General features: G+C 29.1%; 18 protein-coding genes. 6 read left to right on the top strand and 12 right to left on the bottom strand.

All coding sequences use genetic code 11. The annotated features are described in order from the left end of the window. Window positions 1–96 precede the first annotated feature (96 nt). A complete protein-coding gene (locus ACFO3U_RS10960) occupies window positions 97–738 on the top strand; it encodes a protein-L-isoaspartate(D-aspartate) O-methyltransferase (protein ID WP_379742022.1) in 642 nt (213 codons plus the stop codon). Window positions 739–771: 33 nt separating this feature from the next. Here the strand turns inward: ACFO3U_RS10960 and ACFO3U_RS10955 are convergent, their stop codons facing one another. Then, window positions 772–1821: a Fic family protein gene (locus ACFO3U_RS10955; RefSeq protein WP_379742085.1), complete on the bottom strand. Its 1050-nt coding sequence runs from the start codon at window positions 1819–1821 to the stop codon at window positions 772–774. Between the two features lie 56 nt (window positions 1822–1877). Beyond that, the gene (smpB, locus tag ACFO3U_RS10950) at window positions 1878–2330 is read right to left on the bottom strand and encodes an SsrA-binding protein SmpB (protein ID WP_379742019.1); all 453 of its coding nucleotides are present in this window, start codon (window positions 2328–2330) and stop codon (window positions 1878–1880) included. Between the two features lie 149 nt (window positions 2331–2479). Here smpB and ACFO3U_RS10945 point away from each other — a divergent pair, with 149 nt between their 5' ends. Together ACFO3U_RS10945 and ACFO3U_RS10940 are read left to right on the top strand one after the other, a co-directional pair. Next, window positions 2480–3076, top strand: coding sequence for an outer membrane beta-barrel protein (locus ACFO3U_RS10945; protein ID WP_379742016.1), 597 nt, complete (start codon window positions 2480–2482; stop codon window positions 3074–3076). Window positions 3077–3349: 273 nt separating this feature from the next. Next, window positions 3350–3517, top strand: coding sequence for a hypothetical protein (locus ACFO3U_RS10940; protein ID WP_379742013.1), 168 nt, complete (start codon window positions 3350–3352; stop codon window positions 3515–3517). Window positions 3518–3604: 87 nt separating this feature from the next. Here the strand turns inward: ACFO3U_RS10940 and ACFO3U_RS10935 are convergent, their stop codons facing one another. Genes ACFO3U_RS10935 through ACFO3U_RS10920 form a run of 4 tightly spaced genes read right to left on the bottom strand, consistent with a single transcriptional unit; the run spans window position 3605 to window position 7645 of the window. Beyond that, window positions 3605–4453 (bottom strand): aldose 1-epimerase family protein, encoded by an 849-nt coding sequence (locus ACFO3U_RS10935; RefSeq protein WP_379742010.1) that lies wholly within the window; start codon window positions 4451–4453, stop codon window positions 3605–3607. Continuing rightward, window positions 4454–5935, bottom strand: a complete 1482-nt coding sequence (locus ACFO3U_RS10930; RefSeq protein ID WP_379742007.1) for a hypothetical protein — start codon at window positions 5933–5935, stop codon at window positions 4454–4456. A 6-nt stretch (window positions 5936–5941) separates the two neighbouring features. Further along, window positions 5942–7084, bottom strand: a complete 1143-nt coding sequence (locus tag ACFO3U_RS10925; RefSeq protein ID WP_379742004.1) for an ABC transporter ATP-binding protein — start codon at window positions 7082–7084, stop codon at window positions 5942–5944. A 3-nt stretch (window positions 7085–7087) separates the two neighbouring features. Continuing rightward, complete coding sequence (locus tag ACFO3U_RS10920; RefSeq protein WP_379742001.1) at window positions 7088–7645, bottom strand: GNAT family N-acetyltransferase; 558 nt, start codon at window positions 7643–7645, stop codon at window positions 7088–7090. A gap of 107 nt (window positions 7646–7752) precedes the next feature. On the opposite strand from ACFO3U_RS10920, the gene ACFO3U_RS10915 reads away from it, so the two are divergent. Further along, a complete protein-coding gene (locus ACFO3U_RS10915) occupies window positions 7753–9957 on the top strand; it encodes a M1 family metallopeptidase (protein WP_379741998.1) in 2205 nt (734 codons plus the stop codon). A gap of 217 nt (window positions 9958–10174) precedes the next feature. After that, window positions 10175–10573, top strand: coding sequence for a glycine zipper family protein (locus tag ACFO3U_RS10910; protein WP_379741995.1), 399 nt, complete (start codon window positions 10175–10177; stop codon window positions 10571–10573). An 88-nt stretch (window positions 10574–10661) separates the two neighbouring features. Here the strand turns inward: ACFO3U_RS10910 and ACFO3U_RS10905 are convergent, their stop codons facing one another. From ACFO3U_RS10905 to ACFO3U_RS10895, 3 genes are all read right to left on the bottom strand, one after another. Next, window positions 10662–11510 (bottom strand): hypothetical protein, encoded by an 849-nt coding sequence (locus ACFO3U_RS10905; protein WP_379741992.1) that lies wholly within the window; start codon window positions 11508–11510, stop codon window positions 10662–10664. A gap of 295 nt (window positions 11511–11805) precedes the next feature. Continuing rightward, window positions 11806–12195 carry a VOC family protein gene (locus tag ACFO3U_RS10900; RefSeq protein WP_379741989.1) on the bottom strand — a complete coding sequence of 130 codons (390 nt, stop codon included), beginning with the start codon at window positions 12193–12195 and terminating at the stop codon, window positions 11806–11808. A gap of 68 nt (window positions 12196–12263) precedes the next feature. Then, a complete protein-coding gene (locus ACFO3U_RS10895; RefSeq protein ID WP_379741986.1) occupies window positions 12264–13445 on the bottom strand; it encodes a carboxylesterase family protein in 1182 nt (393 codons plus the stop codon). A gap of 147 nt (window positions 13446–13592) precedes the next feature. On the opposite strand from ACFO3U_RS10895, the gene ACFO3U_RS10890 reads away from it, so the two are divergent. Then, the gene (locus tag ACFO3U_RS10890) at window positions 13593–13901 is read left to right on the top strand and encodes an HPF/RaiA family ribosome-associated protein (RefSeq protein WP_379741983.1); all 309 of its coding nucleotides are present in this window, start codon (window positions 13593–13595) and stop codon (window positions 13899–13901) included. Between the two features lie 81 nt (window positions 13902–13982). Here ACFO3U_RS10890 and ACFO3U_RS10885 read toward each other — a convergent pair whose 3' ends face one another. The 3 genes from ACFO3U_RS10885 to clpB form a co-directional block, all read right to left on the bottom strand. Beyond that, window positions 13983–15326: a hypothetical protein gene (locus ACFO3U_RS10885; RefSeq protein ID WP_379741980.1), complete on the bottom strand. Its 1344-nt coding sequence runs from the start codon at window positions 15324–15326 to the stop codon at window positions 13983–13985. A 5-nt stretch (window positions 15327–15331) separates the two neighbouring features. Next, entirely contained in the window at window positions 15332–15823 is a 492-nt protein-coding gene (locus tag ACFO3U_RS10880) for a T9SS type A sorting domain-containing protein (RefSeq protein WP_379741976.1), read from the bottom strand. Between the two features lie 229 nt (window positions 15824–16052). Further along, window positions 16053–18641: an ATP-dependent chaperone ClpB gene (gene clpB, locus ACFO3U_RS10875; RefSeq protein WP_379741973.1), complete on the bottom strand. Its 2589-nt coding sequence runs from the start codon at window positions 18639–18641 to the stop codon at window positions 16053–16055. Between the last annotated feature and the right edge of the window lie 143 nt (window positions 18642–18784).

Below are 18784 nucleotides of genomic sequence, written 5' to 3'. Positions count from 1 at the left end.
TTAAAATTCCAAATTCTATATTAAAAACATTTGAAAATTGGTATTTGCTTTTTGGAATTTTTAGATATATTTTTACCAAACAAATTTTAGCCAAAATTGAAAAATACTGCCAAACATCAAGGACTTCGAAATCAATTAGCCAAACTACTTGAAGAAAAAGGAATTACAGATAAAAATGTTTTAGAAGCTATAAAAACTATTCCAAGACATTTGTTTTTGAATTCGAGTTTTGAAGATTTTGCTTACCAAGATAAAGCTTTTCCAATAGCAGCTGATCAAACTATTTCGCAACCTTACACAGTAGCTTTTCAAAGTCAACTTTTAGAAGTAAAAAAAGAAGATAAAATTCTTGAAATTGGTACAGGAAGTGGTTATCAAACAGCTGTTTTATGTGCAATGGGTGCAACTGTTTACACCATTGAAAGACAAAATGAATTGTTTAAAAAAACGTCACTTTTATTACCAAAATTAGGAATAAGACCTAAGAAAGTGATTTTTGGAGATGGCTACAAAGGTTTACCAGAATTTGCACCATTTGACGGAATTATTGTAACTGCTGGAGCACCATTTATTCCGCAACCTTTAATGGCTCAGTTAAAAGTAGGAGGAAAACTAGTTATCCCTTTGGGTGAAGAGCATCAAATTATGACGATGTTAATTCGAAAAAATGAAACCCAATTTGAGAAGCATGAATTTGGAGAGTTTCGATTTGTACCACTTTTAGAGAATAAAAATTAAAAAGCGAACTCGTTTAATTGAATTCGCTTTTACTTATTGCTTAATTATAGAAATATATCTTTCTAAACTTTCTTTTTCGGTTTGAGCTATAAAAACCAAAAAATCTTCTTTATTATTTGAAGTTTGAGCTATTTCTAATGCTTTGTAATATTGCATCCTTGTATTGTAATCTCCTTTTATATTTGCAATTACATAACCATGTTGAAGAAGAATCAAATTCATAACCAAACGAGAAGTTCTTCCATTTCCATCAATGAAAGGATGAATTGTAACCAACCTTTCATGCATTTCTGCTGCTAGAATTATAGGATGTATTTTGTTTTTGTTTTCTAAAAACCAAATAAAATAATCTTCCATGGCTTTTGCAACCAAATAAGGTTGTGGTGGCATATGAGAACTGCCTTTTATCATCACTTGAACTTTTCTATATTTTCCAGCATCTTCTGGAATAATTCCTCTAAGAATAAGATTATGAATAGATAGCAATTCTCTTTCGTTTAATGAAAAATTACGTTCAAGTAATTGTTTAATATAACCAATTGCTTCTTGATGATTTATGGCTTCAAGATGTTCACGCATACTTTTTCCTGAAACAGTTAAACCTTCATTAACTACTAAATCTGTTTCTCTTAAAGTTAATGTATTTCCTTCAATTCTATTACTTTCAAAAGTGTACTCTAATTCTAATGCCTGAGCAATTCTAAAACTATCAAATTGACGAAAGTTATCTAATTCTTTTTTTAATAAATCTATATCGACTAAAATAGCTTGTAAATTTTTTGAAAGAGGTTTTCTTTTAAATGATGCATTGTAAATGGCTTCTGCTTCTGCTAATTGTAAAGCTTTAATTCCAAATTCTTCATCTTTTATTTCATATAGAATTCTTGCTTTAATCCATTCAGTTATTAATGTTTCATAATCAATATCTAAAACTTCGGATAATTTTTTTATTTGTTCTTTGGTTGGTTTTCTTGTTCCTTTTTCAAATTTACTTATCAAAGCTTGATCTATCCCAATAAGTTGTGCTAACTCACGAGTTTTTAGATTTTTTTGTTCTCTTGCAATTTTTAATAAAGTATTCATGGTATATGACAAGTAAATTCTTGACAAATTTAGTCATATTTTTTGATAAAAAAAACCTAAAACGATTTTTTTATTCTATCAATATCTCTTTTTGAGTCTTGTTCTTTTAAGGATTCACGTTTGTCATAGTTTTTCTTTCCTTTTGCTAAAGCAATTTCAAGTTTAGCTAAACCTTTTTCGTTAGTATATAATTTTAGAGGAACAATAGTTAAACCTTTATTTTGACTATCTTTTTCTAATTTTTTTAATTCTTTTCTGTTCAATAAAAGTTTACGCTCACTTTTTGATTTATGATTATAGTGAGTTCCATATTGGTATTCTTCAATATGAGAATTAATAATGAAGAGTTCATTGTTGTGAAACTCACAAAAACTTTCTGCAATTGAAGCTTTTCCTAATCTTATAGATTTAATTTCAGTACCAGTCAATACAATACCAGCATTGTATTTGTCTAATATCTCATAGTCAAATTTGGCTCTTTTATTTAATATGTTAATGGTTTTTTGCATAGGAATGCAAATGTAAGGCAAAACTTTAAAATAGCAATTATTTCCTTTCCCAATTTAGATTTAAAATTATTTTTTGAACAATGATTTATATCAGTTTTTAAATATTTTGTTGTTACTAATTTTGACTTATAATTTTAAAAACAATAATAATGAAAAAATTAATTTTAATTGCAGTTGTATCTCTATTTAGTATTTCATCATTTGCACAAGAAGGTTTGCAAGGAACTTGGTGGGCAGCTGGTCAAGTGTCTTTTGGTTCTGAAAAAACAGGAGACCTTAAATCAACATCAAACATGATTTTACCTATTGTAGGGTATTTTGCCGCACCAACAGTAACTGTAGGTTTAGGTGTTGGAAATATTTCAAATAAAACTGAAACAGGTTCATTAACTACTGCTGAAAGCAACACTTTTGTGGTTAAACCATTAGTTAGAAAATACTGGAATGTTACAGGTAATCTTTATTTTTATGGACAAGCTGCATTACCGGTGATGTTTGGTAAAGACAAAATTACAGATGATAAGATGTCTTCTTTTGGATTAGAAGTATCTCCAGGATTTGATTACATTATCAATAAATGGTTAACAGTTGAGACTTCATTTACTATTTTAAATGTAAATTCAACCACAACAACTCCAAATGTTGGAGATAAAACTACTGAATTTAATTTTAACGCAAATCCAATGAATTCAGTTGCAGATAGAACTTTTGGAAATTTACAAGTTGGTGTTAAATTTCTATTCTAAATTTTTTTAGTTTTTATGATAAAACATCCTAAGTAAATTAGTTTTATTTAGGGTGTTTTTTTGTGTATAAAAAATTATAAAATAATATTCAAAAAATAGTAATTATCTTTTTTTTAAATATGAATTTGCTTATCACAAAACACTATTTTGTCGGATATATTTAACTTTAATCGATTTTATATTGATTTTGCTAAAGAACAAAATTTCAAATGAGTTTCTAAAGCTAATTCGTATTATTTTTAAATAATTTATTTAAAAAAATAGAAGTTATTAATGAAAAATATTTTTGCATTATTATTTATTGTAATATCATTTGAGTCATGTGTAGATAAAAAAGTAGATAAAAAAGAGGAAGAAATAAAACAAGATACAATTTCTCCCAAAATTCAAATGATTGAAAGAGGTGGAATAATTATGCCAGATAGGAGAGATGAATTATAGGACTTTTAAAATAGGTGTTATTTGATAAAAGTCATTTTATATATTTTTGTTTTGGTTGAACGATTTTTTAGAAAAATAACACCTTATTTATGTAATTTCAATACTAAAACTAGATTGAAAAGTTGCGTCAGGGTTTAATAGTTGTATTGATTTCTTATTATAAATATTCCTATTTGAAATCACTTCGTCAGCATGTCCATACCAGGGTTCAATACAAATAAATGGAGCTTCTTGTTTTGTCCAAATTCCTAAAAAAGGAAATCCATTGAAGTTCACTTTTAAATAGGGATTATTATTTTTTAAAATACAAATTTCATCAGATTTTAAATGTTTAAAAACTAAAGCATCATTTTCAAATAGAGAATATTTTAGCGGAATATTTCCTTTTTCACTTTCAATTACACTCGTTTCCCCTTTAAATAATTCATTTTCTAAATAATGTGTTTCAAAAATTTCATCTTCATTAAATTGTAAACTATAATCCTCAAAATTTGATGGAATTGAAAATGCTGGATGTGCACCAATATTGAAAGGCATAAGTTCGTTAGAATTATTAATAACCAAATAGCTAATAGTAAGTTTATTATTTTCTAAAACATATTTCAATTGCAATTCAAATTCAAAAGGATACACTTTTAAAGTTTCATCATTTTGTTTTAAAGAAAAAACAACTGAGTTTTCAGATTTTTCAATGATTTTAAATTCATAATTTCTTGCAAAACCATGTCTTGGTAAAAAATATTCTTTTCCATTTAATGCATAGAAATCATTTTTTAATCTTCCAACAATCGGAAACAAAATAGGTGAGGTTTTATTCCAATATTGTTCATCAACTGTCCAAATATAATTGGTATTGTCTTTTTTGAAAGATTCTAATTCAGCACCAAAATGATTAATCGATGCTGAATAATTTTTGCTTTTTAGTATTGTTTTCATTTATTCTTCTGCAATTCCTTTCCAATTTCTAATAATTCTACTCATAAAAAACAATATGACAACACAGAAAATAAAATTAATGGTTAGCATATTTACAAAATTTTCTTGTAACCAATCATATTCTGGAGAATTGTAACCATATTCAATTGAATATTCAAATGATTTATAATAATCCATAATCAATCCATAAACAATTGGAATCATAAAAGGAAAACTCCATAATAAAATATTTAAAACTATTCTTGATAAGCCTATTCCTTTTCTTTGCAAATAAATAGATGCAAAATAGATTTTCATTATTCCAAAAGTAATTAAAACAAGATAAAAATAGGTTGTACTCGATGAAACAAACAAGGTGAATATTCCAAACAATATATTTAATACACCAACGCAAACCACAGCAATTAACCAACTCTTTCCTGTTGTTACTTTGAATGAAAAGAGTAATAATGAAAGTCCCAAAGCACCACATAAATAAGCCAAGAAAGCTTCAAATTCTAAAAACACATTCGTGTGAGCTTTACTAATAGTATCATAACTTGATTTTAAGATATCTTGTTGTACAAAATAATTTGAATACTTGTTTTGATTTCCATATTGTGGTACAGCTGTTACAACTTCATAACTGCTGTATGACTTTTCGGCTTCATATTCTTCAAAATAAGGTTTTATATATGAAAAATTTGAGAAGTTTGGATAATTATAAACTTCTTTAAACCATTTATTCGTTTTTAAATTGGTCTTTAGTTTATGTTCATTAACAATTTTCAAGTAATCATCCATCAACTCTTTTACTTTTTCTTGTTGGTTATTGATTAACCAATTTTTTACTTCTAACACATTAAGTGAATCTTCTTCTCTTGATATTAAACTAAAATCATAAGTTCTTCTATTAATTAATGAATATTGAGCATATTTTTTACCTTGAAAAAGCATTGAATCTTTGTAAGATAATTTGGTATACTGATATTCACCATCAATAACTGTATCTTTTAAAATAGATTTTGTAGAATCAACTTCTGTTTGAGCAAAATAACCATCAATAAATAAATCAGCTAAAGCAATAGTTTTACATCTTTGAGTAGCTTCAGTTTTAGAAAAATAACTTCTTTCATGCAGTTGTTTTCCAATACTATATGGAATAAAAAAAGAAACTAATAGAAAGCAAATTACAAATATTTGAAACCATTCATAAAACAACGCATTTTTACTTTTCTTATAAAATGATTTTAAAGAATTGTTTTTAAAATAGTTAACTAGCCAAATAATTACAATTAATACTGCGATAAGAATACCAAGCATCACAGCACTTATTTCACTTTCATTGTAATATTTTCCGGTAAAATTGATGCTTCCATTTAAATAACCTATTCCAAAATATAAAACATGAAATAGTATTCCAACTACCAACATGGGAACAAATTTAGTATTCCAAATCAAAGGATACTTTAATAATAATTTCTTTTGAATATCTTTAAGCATATTGATTTAGTTTACAAAAAAACGTCTTGTTGAATTAGAAATATTTCGCATATAACTAATGGTAACGTTTTGGTTAATAACAGTTTTCATAAAATCGGTTACGGTAACATTTTCTGGAAAAGTAGCAATTAATGTACCTCCATTTTGTTCCATATTTTGCAATTGTAAATTTTCAAAAGCTGTTTTTAATTCGCTTAAAGATTGAGTGCTTTCAAATTCAATTACCAAATGCTTTTCTTCATTTTCTATACCTAGATTAAGGTTTTTTTGCGAACCATTTTTCAAGAAAACAACTTGATTAGATGTTTTTTCTACTTCATATAATTGTTGTGAACTTAGAACAATAGCAATTGGTCTAAACGGTGAATTTGCTATATTTCTAAAATCATCTAAAATGGTTTGTTGTGCTAAAATATCAAGATTAGCTAGAGGTTCATCAATCAATAGAATTTTTGGTTTACGAAGTAACATTCGAGCTAACTCAAAACGCATTTTATAACCAGAAGACAAACTATTCCAACCATGATTTCTGAATTTTCTCAATCCTAAACGAGTAATAATTAAATCAACTACCAAATTATTTTCTTCAGGAGAATAACCATAACAACTAGCTGTAAACTCTAAGTTTTCATACATTGAACCTCTCCAAGTTTCTGTTCTTTGCGGAATATAAACTAGTTTGGTTCTCAAATCAAAGGCATCCTCATATTCAAAATTATAAGTAATTGTGCCAGCTGAAGGATGCAATTCTCCACATAAACTTCTTAATAAAGTAGTTTTTCCATTTCCATTTTCACCAACTAAACCAATTATTTCACCTGTTTTAATTTCTAAATCAATTGGACCAAGTGCAAAAGAACTATATTGTTTTACAAGCTTTTTAACTGAAATAATATTCTGGTGATCATTCAAACTTTTTGATTTTAAAAAAACATGAAGTTCCTCTAATAAAACATTTAGTTTATTCTTTATTTCTGATTCATTCGATTCATTTTTGTCTAACCAATTTAAAAATACATTGGTTTTCTCATAGAAAAGAATATTTTCTGTGTCCAAGGTAAAATCAATTATCCTTTTAATGACTTTATTAAAATCATCAAAATGCAAAAGCTCTTTTACTTGTTGGAATTGTTTTTCAAATTCTATCATATCTTATTTAAAATTTCTTTTTAAAAGTGAATAAATTACTGTATCCATAAACTTACCATTATAAAATCCATTTTCTATAAAATGAGCTTCTTTTACAAATCCGTTTTTTTGTAAAACTCGCTCAGAAGCAATATTTTCAGGGTCAATAACAGCTTCAATAGAATGAAAGTTTAATTCATTAAATGCATAATTTAGTAAGGTTTTAACAGCTTCTGTAACATAACCTTTATTATGGTGTTCTGGTGAAATCATGTAGCCAAGTTCTGTTCTAAAATTTTCAGGTTGAGTTCTATAAAAGCCCATTATTCCAATACACTTATTATTCCCTTTTTCGGTTACAGCCCAATTGATATCAGTGTTAGCATCAATATTATCATTTATTAATTTAATATGAGCCAGTGCTTCATCATTTGACTTTGCTAATGGTCTGGGAATATATTTCATAATCTCAGGATTACTTCGTAATTCAAAAACTTCATGCACATCTTCTTCGTTTAATCTTCTAAATTGTAAACGTTCTGATGTTAATATTGGAAAAGGAGAAAAATTTAGTGTAAGCATTGATAAATATTTTAGATGTGAATATAGTAATTATTACAATTGCTAACCAAAAATTTCGTTAATTTGCTTATCATTAATCAAGATAATATTAACAAAAAACCATTTCAATGAAAAACTTTTTCTCAAAAGCTATAACAGTAGTAGCTTTATGTATTGGATTTTCTAGTATTCAAGCACAAGAAACAAAAGAAAACAAGTACAGTTATGTTGATGCATTTGCACCTAATTTTTATACTAAAAACGGTAACGAATTTCGTTCTGCAAGTGGAAAACCAGGACCTAAATATTGGCAAAATAAAGCTGACTATAAATTAACAGCTAATTTAAATGAGGCTGCAAAGACAATAAATGGTTCTGTAGAGCTTACTTATACAAACAATAGTCCGGATGATATGGAATTTATTTGGATGTATTTAGATCAAAATTTATTTGCAAAAGATTCTCGTGGTAATGCAGTTGTTCCAGTGAGTGGTTCAAGAAATGGAGCAAAAGGAGAAGAATTTGATGGTGGACATAAAATAAGTAATTTAAATGTAGATGGAAAGTCTGCTAAATATGAGATTACAGACACTAGAATGAAAATTATGCTTGATAAACCATTAAAAGCTAATGGTGGAAAAGTTAAAGTAGAGATGAATTTCTCATTTATTTCACCAGAATATGGATCAGATAGAATGGGATATTTACCAACTAAGAATGGAACTATTTATACAATTGCACAATGGTATCCAAAAATGGCAGTTTATGATGATGTAAGAGGATGGAACATTCAGCCTTATTTAGGAGCTGGTGAGTTTTATTGTGAATATGGAGATTTTGAATTAGCAATTACAGTTCCGTCAAACCATTTTGTGGTTTGTTCGGGTGAGATTACTAATGCTTCTCAAGTGATGAGTTCATCAGAACAATCAAATTGGGCTAAAGCGAAAGAAAGTGAAAAAACTGTTATGGTTCGTTCTTCTGAAGATTTAGGAAAATTGTCTGCAAATGGTACAAAAACATGGAAGTTTAAAATGACTAATAGTCGTGATGTCGCTTGGGCTTCTTCTGCAGCTTTTATTATTGATGCTGCAAGAATTAATTTACCAAGTGGTAAAAAAGCAATGGCTGTATCAGCTTATCCAGTAGAAAGTGAAGGTCAAAAAGCATGGAGTCGTTCTACAGAATATACTAAAGCTAGTATTGAAGGTTATTCTAAAAGATGGTTTGAATATCCTTATCCAGCTGCTATCAATGTAGCAGGAAATGAAGGTGGAATGGAATATCCAGGAATCGTATTTTGTAAGTATACTTCAAAAGGTTCAAGTTTATGGGGTGTTACAGACCATGAGTTTGGACATGCTTGGTTTCCAATGATTGTAGGTTCAAACGAAAGACAATTTGCTTGGATGGATGAAGGGTTTAATACTTTCATCAATGGTGTAAGTGCAGAAGACTTTAATGCAGGTGAGTACAAAGACAGAAAATTTAATATGCATAGAATGGCAGAAATGATGACTAGCCCTTCATTAGAACCTGTTTATACTGCTCCTGATGGTTTAAAAGAACGTAATTTAGGAACTTTAGCATATATGAAGCCAGGAACAGCTTTAGACTTACTTCGTAATGAAGTTTTAGGTAAAGAACGTTTTGATAATGCTTTTAGAACATATGTAGAAAGATGGGCTTTTAAACACCCAACACCAGATGATTTCTTTAGAACAATGGAAAACGTATCTGGAGAAGATTTAGGATGGTTCTGGAGAGGTTGGATCATTAACAACTGGAGATTAGACCAAGCAGTAACAGGAGTTAAATATAATAAAAACAACCCTAAAAATGGAGCTATAATTTCAATTGAGAATTTAGAGAAAATGGCAATGCCAGTAACCCTAGAAATTGAAACAGTTTCAGGAAAAAAAGAAATTGTAAAATTACCAGTTGAGGTATGGCAACGTAATACAAGTTGGTCATTCAATTATAATTCAACAGAAGAAATTAAGAAAATAACTATTGATCCAGAAAACTTATTACCAGATTCAAATGATGATAATAATGTTTGGAAAACAGAAGGATATGAAGCACCAAAACCTGGTAAATATGCTGCTTATGTTGGAGATTATTCTAGTAAACAAGTTCCTGTTAAAGTTAGTGTTTATGAAGAAGGTGATCAATTAATTATGGCTGCTAATGGTGATGAGTTAGCTGTTGAAGATAAAGGTAATGGAACTTTTACCGAAGCTTCTCAAGGAATGGAAATTAAATTTTCTGATGATAAAAAGAGCTTTAAATTGAATGTAGCTGGTCAAAGTTTTGACTTTACAAGAGAATAATTTTAAAAATCATATTTTAATATAATTTAAAAAGGGCTTCATATTTGAAGTCCTTTTTTTTGGAATAAATAGAATTTATTTAGGTTAATGAAGATTTTCTAATTTTAGAAACAAATTACCTCTCAAAATTCTATAACAAATTAATAAAATCCTGTAAAATAAATTGGACTAAGTGATTGTAAGTTTGTGATGTTATTAATCATTAAAATATAACATTATGAAAAAGATAAGCATATTATTAGTAGCGTTAAGCATTATATCTTGTAAAAACACAGATAAGTCTGATGCAGATTTAGCCAAAGAAGCAACAGTTGATTCATTAAAAATTGAATATGCAAAACAAAGAGTAATTGACTCTATGAATGATGCAATGGTTAGACAACAACAAGCGCAACAAAAAGAAGTGATAGTAGTAAATCAAGCTGCCTCAACTCCACAAAAGAAAAAATGGAGTGGTGCTGCAAAAGGAGCTGTTATTGGAGCTGGAGTTGGTGCCGTTACTGGAGCCATTGTCAGTGACAAAAAAGGAGAAGGTGCTGTAATTGGTGGTTTAGCAGGTGCAGGTGTTGGAGCCGGGACAGGAGCCATTATTGATGGTAAGAAAAAGAAAGACTAGTAATATAAATTTGGTTAGTTAAGATTACTTTTTTACCATTAAGTAATTTTGCTAGAAACCCTTTCAGCAAACTGAAAGGGTTTCATTATTATCTATTTTTCTTAATTTGGTATCTAAAGAAATTCATGGATTTTAAATGGGTTTGGTCTTTACTATCATGTGAGTTTTCTAGCTGGCAGATAAACCAATAACCATCTTCTTCAAAAACCCAAGCATATCCATTTGTGGCTGTTATTCCATTTTTTAAAGTATATTCAAAATCGTCATTATTTAGATTTTTAGTAAACAGTTCTGTGTCAATCGTTGTATTAGCAATACCAGAACGCATTTTTTTCCACAATTGAGAGGGTCTTATATTTGGTTCTTTTTTTATTTTATAGATAGCAATGTTAGAATTTTGCGTGTCTCTTCCTAAAAAAACTATATCAGAATTTGTAAGATTTTCAAAGATATAATAGCCTTTTGGTAATAATAATTTTCTAGTATTTGTAATTTGTATTAAACTATCTGAGGTCATTTGATTAATGCCTAATTCTTGCCTAGTTTCAAAATCTAAAGCTGGCATTTGATCTTGATATTTTGCATTTTCTTGTAATTTTTGAATCATGTTTTCCATTTCACGTTTGTAATTTGAATTGGAAGAGTTATTCTCAGAGACTCTATTACAAGTCACTGCTAATCTGATTACCGCAATTACCGCAATTATAAAAGATAGAGCTACTTTCCAACCAAGCCCAGATTCTTGTGAATTATTTGAAGAACTGTAACTCTGCTTTGAATCGTTTTTTATTTTAGCATTTTCATCTAAATCAAAAGTAGGACAGTTTTTTTCAAATGTTGGAGAGGCATCAGTTAGTTTGCATTGGATTCCTTTATCAAAATCTAATTTTCTATGATTGCATATTTGGCAATACTTTAGTTGTTCGGGTGTTATCATTGTGAAAAATTAATTAGCCAAATATATAAAAAGAAACTATTCCTTTCTGCTTTATTATTTCTTCTCAACATAAAGGGATATTTCATCCTTTTCTAAATGAAATATAACTGTGTCATTTTTTGAAGTTACAAGTATTTCTCTATAATTTAAAAAAAGGAGTGTTTTCAAGACTTATAAATGCTTCGATTCTAAAAAGATTTATTGTTTTAAATCCATGGAAAATAACTGGTTTTAATGCTTTGGTCATTAGACCTTTATTTTTTAAAACCTTAAAAGAATTTTATAGTTTATTTGGTTATGCCATTGAATATAATCCAAACATATTTCCTTCTGTGTCATAGGCTAATGAAATAAAGCCATATTCACCAATAGAGAATTTATTTTTAAAAATTTTTCCACCAGCAGCTTCAATTCTACTTTCTTCAATGGCACAATCTTCGGCACCAAAATAAATAATTGTACTATTTCCACCAGCTTTAAAACCTTTCATATATACTAAAGCACCACTTGAACCAGGACCATTTTGATTGCTAGGAAAAGCCATCATGGATAAAGAATCTTCAATAGTTTCTGGAGTAGGTAATGAAGTAAGGTTTACATCTAAAACGGTTTCATAAAACTTTTGAGCTCTGTTCATATCTTCTACATAGATTTCAAACCAATATACTGGGTTTTGAGGCTCCATAGATTTATATTTTTAAGAATTGTTTAATCAAATTTATAAAAAATGTTTGAATGAAAGAATAAATATTTCTAATTTAATTTAAAGGAAAACAACCATTTAGGAATCGCTTCACCTAAAAATGAAGCACCTATAATATCTTCATGTCCAATTCCATCCAATTCCCAAAAAAGAATTTTAGAATTGTATTTCAGTTCTTCAAAGAATAGTAAATCACTTTCAATAGTATTATCAGTGTCTTTATTTCCGTGAATAATCCAAATAGGTTTGTTTTTTAAAACATCCATTTTATCAAATTGAGGAATTCCTGCAAAACTAACAGCAGCTGCAAATAAATCTGGTCGTAAAGAAAGTGCATTGATAGTCGTAGAAGCTCCCATGGAATAACCAACAATGTAAATTCTTTTTAAATCAATTGGTAGTGTTGTTTTAAGAGAATCAATCAATTGAAAAACAGTTTCTAAACAAGGTTCAGATTTTGAAGTTAATACATTTCTTGAAGCATCTAAAGTATAATTAGAAGAACGAGTAGGGAATTGTGGTGCCAAAACAAATGCTGGGTATTTTGATTGAATAGTAGGTTCAGCCCAAAGTTTAGCCATTGTCCAAAGTTGTTTTTCATTATCGGTACCAATAGCTCCTGAACCATGAAATACAATTACTAATGGATATTTTTTGTTAGTTACTATTGTTTTGGGTTGCAAAAATCGATAGTTAATTGTTGTGTTTTTTGTATATCTTTTAGCTTCAAATAGGTTTTTATCAATGCCTCTTATTTTAGTCAAAAGGTTTTTGGTTGCAGATGTGTCAGTTTCTTTTGGGATGAGTTGTTTGTTCAATTGTTTTTCAACAAATAAATACATCGCTGTTTCATCTAAATAAAATACAATTTTTCCTTCTTTTGAACCTACTTGGATACCCATTTTGGTATAGGAATCCTTTGTAGTACCTATTTTGATTAAGTTTTTTTCTGAATCTACTTTCCATTTTGATTTGGCAGTCATTCCAGTTATCATTTTAAAAACCTTTGAAGATTTTGTGGTTGAAATTTGGAAATTTCCATTTTCACTAAATAGGAATGTACTGTTTTTAAAGCCATCAATTAATTCTTTAATATCTTGATTGCCTCTTGAATCAAAAGGAAGCATGCCAGTAACTTTCCAAGTACCAGTAACGAATTCTTTAGTTATGTTTTGTCCAAAAAAAGTGGATGTTACTGATAAAAAGATTGCGAAAAATATCGTTTTTTTCATGGATATATTTTGAAAAGTAAATATAGAAAAAATCCTTCAAGTTGATTTATGCCTTTTATAATTATAATGCTAAACTTCTCCTAAAACTTTTGATAAGGATAATTTTTATTGTAAATTTAAGGTATAAATTATAAAAACAGAAAAACTATGCAAATACAGATTAACACCGATAATCATATTGAAAACAGTGAACGATTGACTAACTTTTTTTCAAATGAAGTTTCAAATGAATTAGGAAGATTTGATAAATTAATAACAAGAGTAGAAGTTCATTTTGGAGACGAAAACAGTGAAAAATTTGGTAATGATGATAAACGTTGTTTAATTGAAGTTAGAGTTGCAAAAAAGGAACCAATTGCAGTTACTGATTATGCAGAAACTATAGAAAAAGCATTTCAAAATTCATTAAAAAAAGTTAAGCGAATTTTAGACTCACTTATTGAAAGACAGAGATAAGTTAAAAATAGCTTTAAAAATTTAAAAAACTCCTAACGTTTAGATTAGGAGTTTTTTTTGGTTCTGAAATAATAAACTTATTTATTGACCATCAATGCTAATGTTTTCTTGTTGACTTATTTTCAACAATTGCTTATTTTTAGCAAAAGTTTCTGATTTTTCATTGCTTTCACCATATAATTCAGGATGTAGATAAGTTCCTTTAAATTCTTTTTCTTTTTCAGGCATAATTCTGTTTTCATTTGCATATTTATCAGATCTTACTGCTGTTATTTGCCAACTTACTTCAACATTTGGAGTATTTGTCTGAATGACAAATTTATTTCCATTTACTTTTTCTTTAATAATAGCTTGGGCAAAACTACCTATAGACGTTAATTGATATCGAAAATCTTTATTGGCTGCTTCAAAATAATTTGGTAAAATTACAGTTGCATATCCATTTGCATCAGTTTTAATATTACCAGAATAGATATTTATCATTTCTGGAGATTCAACAAAACTGTGAATTAAGTATTTGTTTTGTGGATCAAGAGGATGATCAATTTTAAATGTTCCACCACCTTTTGCTATATTTCCAGTAACATTTAAGTTTCCAGTGATAGTTACATCTCCAGTAAAATCTGAATTTCCATCAACAGATAATTGATTGTTAGTGTTAGAATTATAGTTTGTACTTAAACGTAATCTTCTCATATTTGAAAAACCACTTCTATTAAATCTGGCAATAGTATCTGGTGTAGGACATCCTCCAATTAAATATAAATTATTTAAATTACCATTATGGCTGAATTTAATTCCACATTCTGATGCTGCATAATTAGTGTCTTCTGCAAAATGCAATTCACCTGAATTAGCATTGTTGAAACCTCCAGTATTTCCTATTCCCATTTTAGGAGAAGCATTGTTAGTAACATAAAAGTTTAAGTTAGAATTGTTAACATTAGATCCAACAACTACACTTCCAGTATTAGAGTTATTAATATTGTTTCCGTTTGTAGTCCATTCTGAACCAGCTACACCTCCAGATGATTTTGAGAATAATGCATATGGCACACTTAGTAATTGGCTTGAACCTGAAATAGAGTATGCAGTACCTCCTGCTGGATCAATTTCTGATTTAATATAATATGATCCTGTTGACCAGTCAATAGTGTTAAATGTTCCAGATAGTACTGTGCCATTTCCTACTTCAATACTTACTAATCCATTTGCATTAGTTGTTGCAGTTTGAGTTTCTTCATAAACAGCAGTACCTGTTGCGGAACCTTGTAAAATACTAATTTTCATCCCTATAGGGCTAGAGGTAATTAATGCGTCAGAAGAGTTTCTAACTACAGCTTGATAACTCATTTTTTCTGGGGCTTGAGCAAATAAATTTATTGAAAATAAAGCTACTGCTAGTATAATGTAAAGTTTTTTCATGATATTTAGTTTTTAACAATTTTAAAAGTTTTAACTTCTTGATTTAGGGTAATTATTTTTAAAAAATATATAGATGCTGCTAAATTAGCAACTGGAATAGTAGTTTGATTTGCAATGTTTTTTTCAGAAACCAAAACTTTTCCATTAATATCTATAATTTGATAATCAATAGGAGCATTGTCAAGATTTTTTAAAGAAATAAATAATTCATTGGTTGTAGGGTTTGGAAAAACAACCAAATCCTGAACTAATTGAGGGAAATTTTCAGAAGACAAAACTTCAGAAATTTCAAAAGGCTGCTGTACTCCTTGCAACTCCGAACCAGTTGTTCCACTGTTAACTTTGTAAATAGTTTGACCGACTGAATAAGAAATAGAACCATTAGCACCAGAGACAATATCTCCTCCAGCTGCATTAATTGAATTTTGAGCAACCATTTCATGGGTGTACAGACACAGCACAATGGGCAGTAGTAAGATTAAATTTTTTGTTTTCATTTTTTTGTAGGTTTTATGTTAAAAAAATATTAATATAGGCTAATATAATAAAAATTAATAGTATTATGTTTTGTTTTGTTGCTTTTTTAGCATAAATATTAATTTTTATCATTTTAAAATTTATGAAGGCTTATTCTACAATGGTTTTAATAATATATATAAACTATAAAAAAAAACACTCAACCTATTTTTAAGATTAAGTGTTTTTCAAACTAACTAAACCAAATTATCAATTATTTCTAAAAACTAATTTTCCATCAAAACTATCTAGAAGAATGATGCTATCAGTTGTAATTTTTCCAGATAAAATATCTTTAGACAATTCGTTTAAAACTTCTCTTTGAATAATTCTTTTTACTGGTCTTGCCCCAAATTGAGCGTCAAATCCTTTTTCAGCTAAATAATCAATTGCTTCTGGAGTTGCATCTAATGTTATTTGTTGTTGCGCTAACATTTTGGTTACTCCTTTCAACTGAATGCTTACAATATTTCTAATATCTGCATTTGTTAGAGGTGTGAACAATACAATTTCATCAATACGGTTTATAAATTCAGGACGAACCGTTTGTTTCAATAAACCTAAAACTTCTACTTTTGCAGCTTCTGTTGCTACTTCAATGCTTCCTTTAAGGTTATCAAATTTTTCTTGAATAATATCACTTCCCATATTAGAAGTCATAATGATTATAGTGTTTTTGAAATCAGCTGTTCTTCCTTTGTTATCGGTTAAACGACCTTCATCTAAAACTTGTAACAAGATATTAAACGTATCAGGATAAGCTTTCTCAATTTCGTCTAACAAAATCACCGAATACGGTTTTCTTCGAACAGCTTCTGTTAATTGTCCTCCTTCATCATACCCAACATATCCAGGAGGAGCACCAACTAATCTACTCACACTATGTCTCTCTTGGTATTCACTCATGTCGATACGTGTTAAAGCACTTTCATCATCGAATAAATATTCGGCTAAGGCTTTAGCTAATTCCGTTTTTCCAACACCAGTTGTACCTAAGAATAAGAATGAACCAATAGGTTTTTTAATGTCATGTAAACCTGCACGACTTCTACGAACGGCATCACTCACAGCCACAATAGCTTCTTGTTGGCCAACGACACGTTTGTGTAATTCGTTTTCTAAATTCAATAGTTTTTCTCGTTCACCTTGAAGCATTTTCATGACTGGAATTCCTGTCCATTTGGCCACCACTTCAGCAATATCTTCGCGAGTGACTTCTTCTTTAATCAAAGAATCACCAGCTTGATTTTCAGCTAATTGAATTTGTAGTGCGTCCAAATTTGTTTGTGCATCTTTAATTTTACCATAACGAATTTCTGCTACTTTTCCATAATCACCATTTCGTTCGGCTTGTTCGGCTTCCAATTTTAAATCTTCAATTTCTTGTTTGATATTTTGAATGTTATCAACCACTTCTTTTTCGGATTTCCATTTACTGAAAATTTCGTTTCTCTCTTCTTTTAAATTGGCTAAATCTAAGCCTAGACTTTTTAATTTAGTTTCGTCATTCTCACGTTTGATAGCTTCAATTTCAATTTCCAATTGCATGATTTTTCGATCCAAAACATCCAATTCTTCTGGTTTTGAATTGATTTCCATACGTAACTTAGAAGCCGCTTCGTCCATTAAGTCGATTGCTTTATCTGGAAGAAAACGATTCGTGATATATCTTTGAGATAATTCTACAGCTCCAATAATAGCATCATCTTGAATTCTAACTTTGTGATGGGTTTCGTATTTTTCTTTAATTCCACGTAAAATAGAAATGGCACTTTCAGTATCAGGTTCATCCACCATTACTTTTTGAAAACGTCTTTCAAGAGCTTTATCTTTTTCAAAATATTTTTGGTATTCATCTAAAGTGGTTGCTCCAATGGCACGAAGTTCTCCACGAGCTAGAGCAGGTTTTAAAATATTAGCTGCATCCATAGCACCTTCACCACCACCAGCACCAACTAGTGTGTGAATTTCATCAATAAATAATACAATATCACCTTCGGCTGAAGTTACTTCTTTTACCACAGCTTTTAAGCGTTCTTCAAATTCTCCTTTAAACTTTGCACCAGCAATTAAAGCTCCCATGTCTAAAGAAAAAACAATTTTGTCTTTTAGATTTTCAGGAACATCACCATCTACAATTCGGTGTGCTAAACCTTCTGCAATAGCTGTTTTACCGACTCCAGGTTCACCTACTAACATAGGGTTGTTTTTAGTTCTACGCGTTAATATTTGTAATACTCTGCGAATTTCTTCATCTCGACCAATTACTGGGTCTAGTTTGCCACTTTTGGCTAAATCGTTGAGGTTTTTAGCATATTTATTTAAAGCATTATAAGTTTCTTCTGCTGATGCAGAGGTTACTCGTTCTCCTTTTCGTAATTCGGCAATAGCACTTTCTAACCCTTTTTCGGTTACACCTTGATCTTTTAAAATTTGGGCAACTTTACTTTTTGACTTGAAAATGGCAAGAATCAAATGCTCAATAGAAACGTATTCATCATTCATTTTTTTAGCAATAGCAATGGCTTCGTTTAACATATAGGATGCATCACGAGACAATTGTATTTCGCCACCAGTTACTTTTGGAAAACTTTGTAAGGTGCTATCCAATACTTTTTTGAAAAGGTCGATATTTACATTTAGTTTTTTAAGAATAAATGGTGTAACATTTTCATCAACATCAAACAATCCTTTAAAAATGTGTTCGTTTTCAATTTGTTGATGTCCTAAACTTTGAGCAATTTGCTGTGCTTGTTGCAAAGCTTCTTGCGATTTTATGGTTAAATTATTTAAGTTCATATATTTTTTCTCCTTTTATTATTTTTAGCATTTAAGTTTTGAAAACTTCATCTTGTAGTATTCAATTGTTATTCCAATGTTAAAAACAAGTCAAAATGACCGATTTTTAGTATTTTTGTATCATAAAACAAGTCAAAATGACT

The sequence above is a fragment of the Flavobacterium ponti genome, assembly GCF_042652765.1.
Taxonomy (GTDB): domain Bacteria; phylum Bacteroidota; class Bacteroidia; order Flavobacteriales; family Flavobacteriaceae; genus Flavobacterium; species Flavobacterium ponti.
The sequence above is the reverse complement of the archived record's forward strand: the minus strand, read 5'-3'. Positions and strand labels throughout refer to the sequence as shown.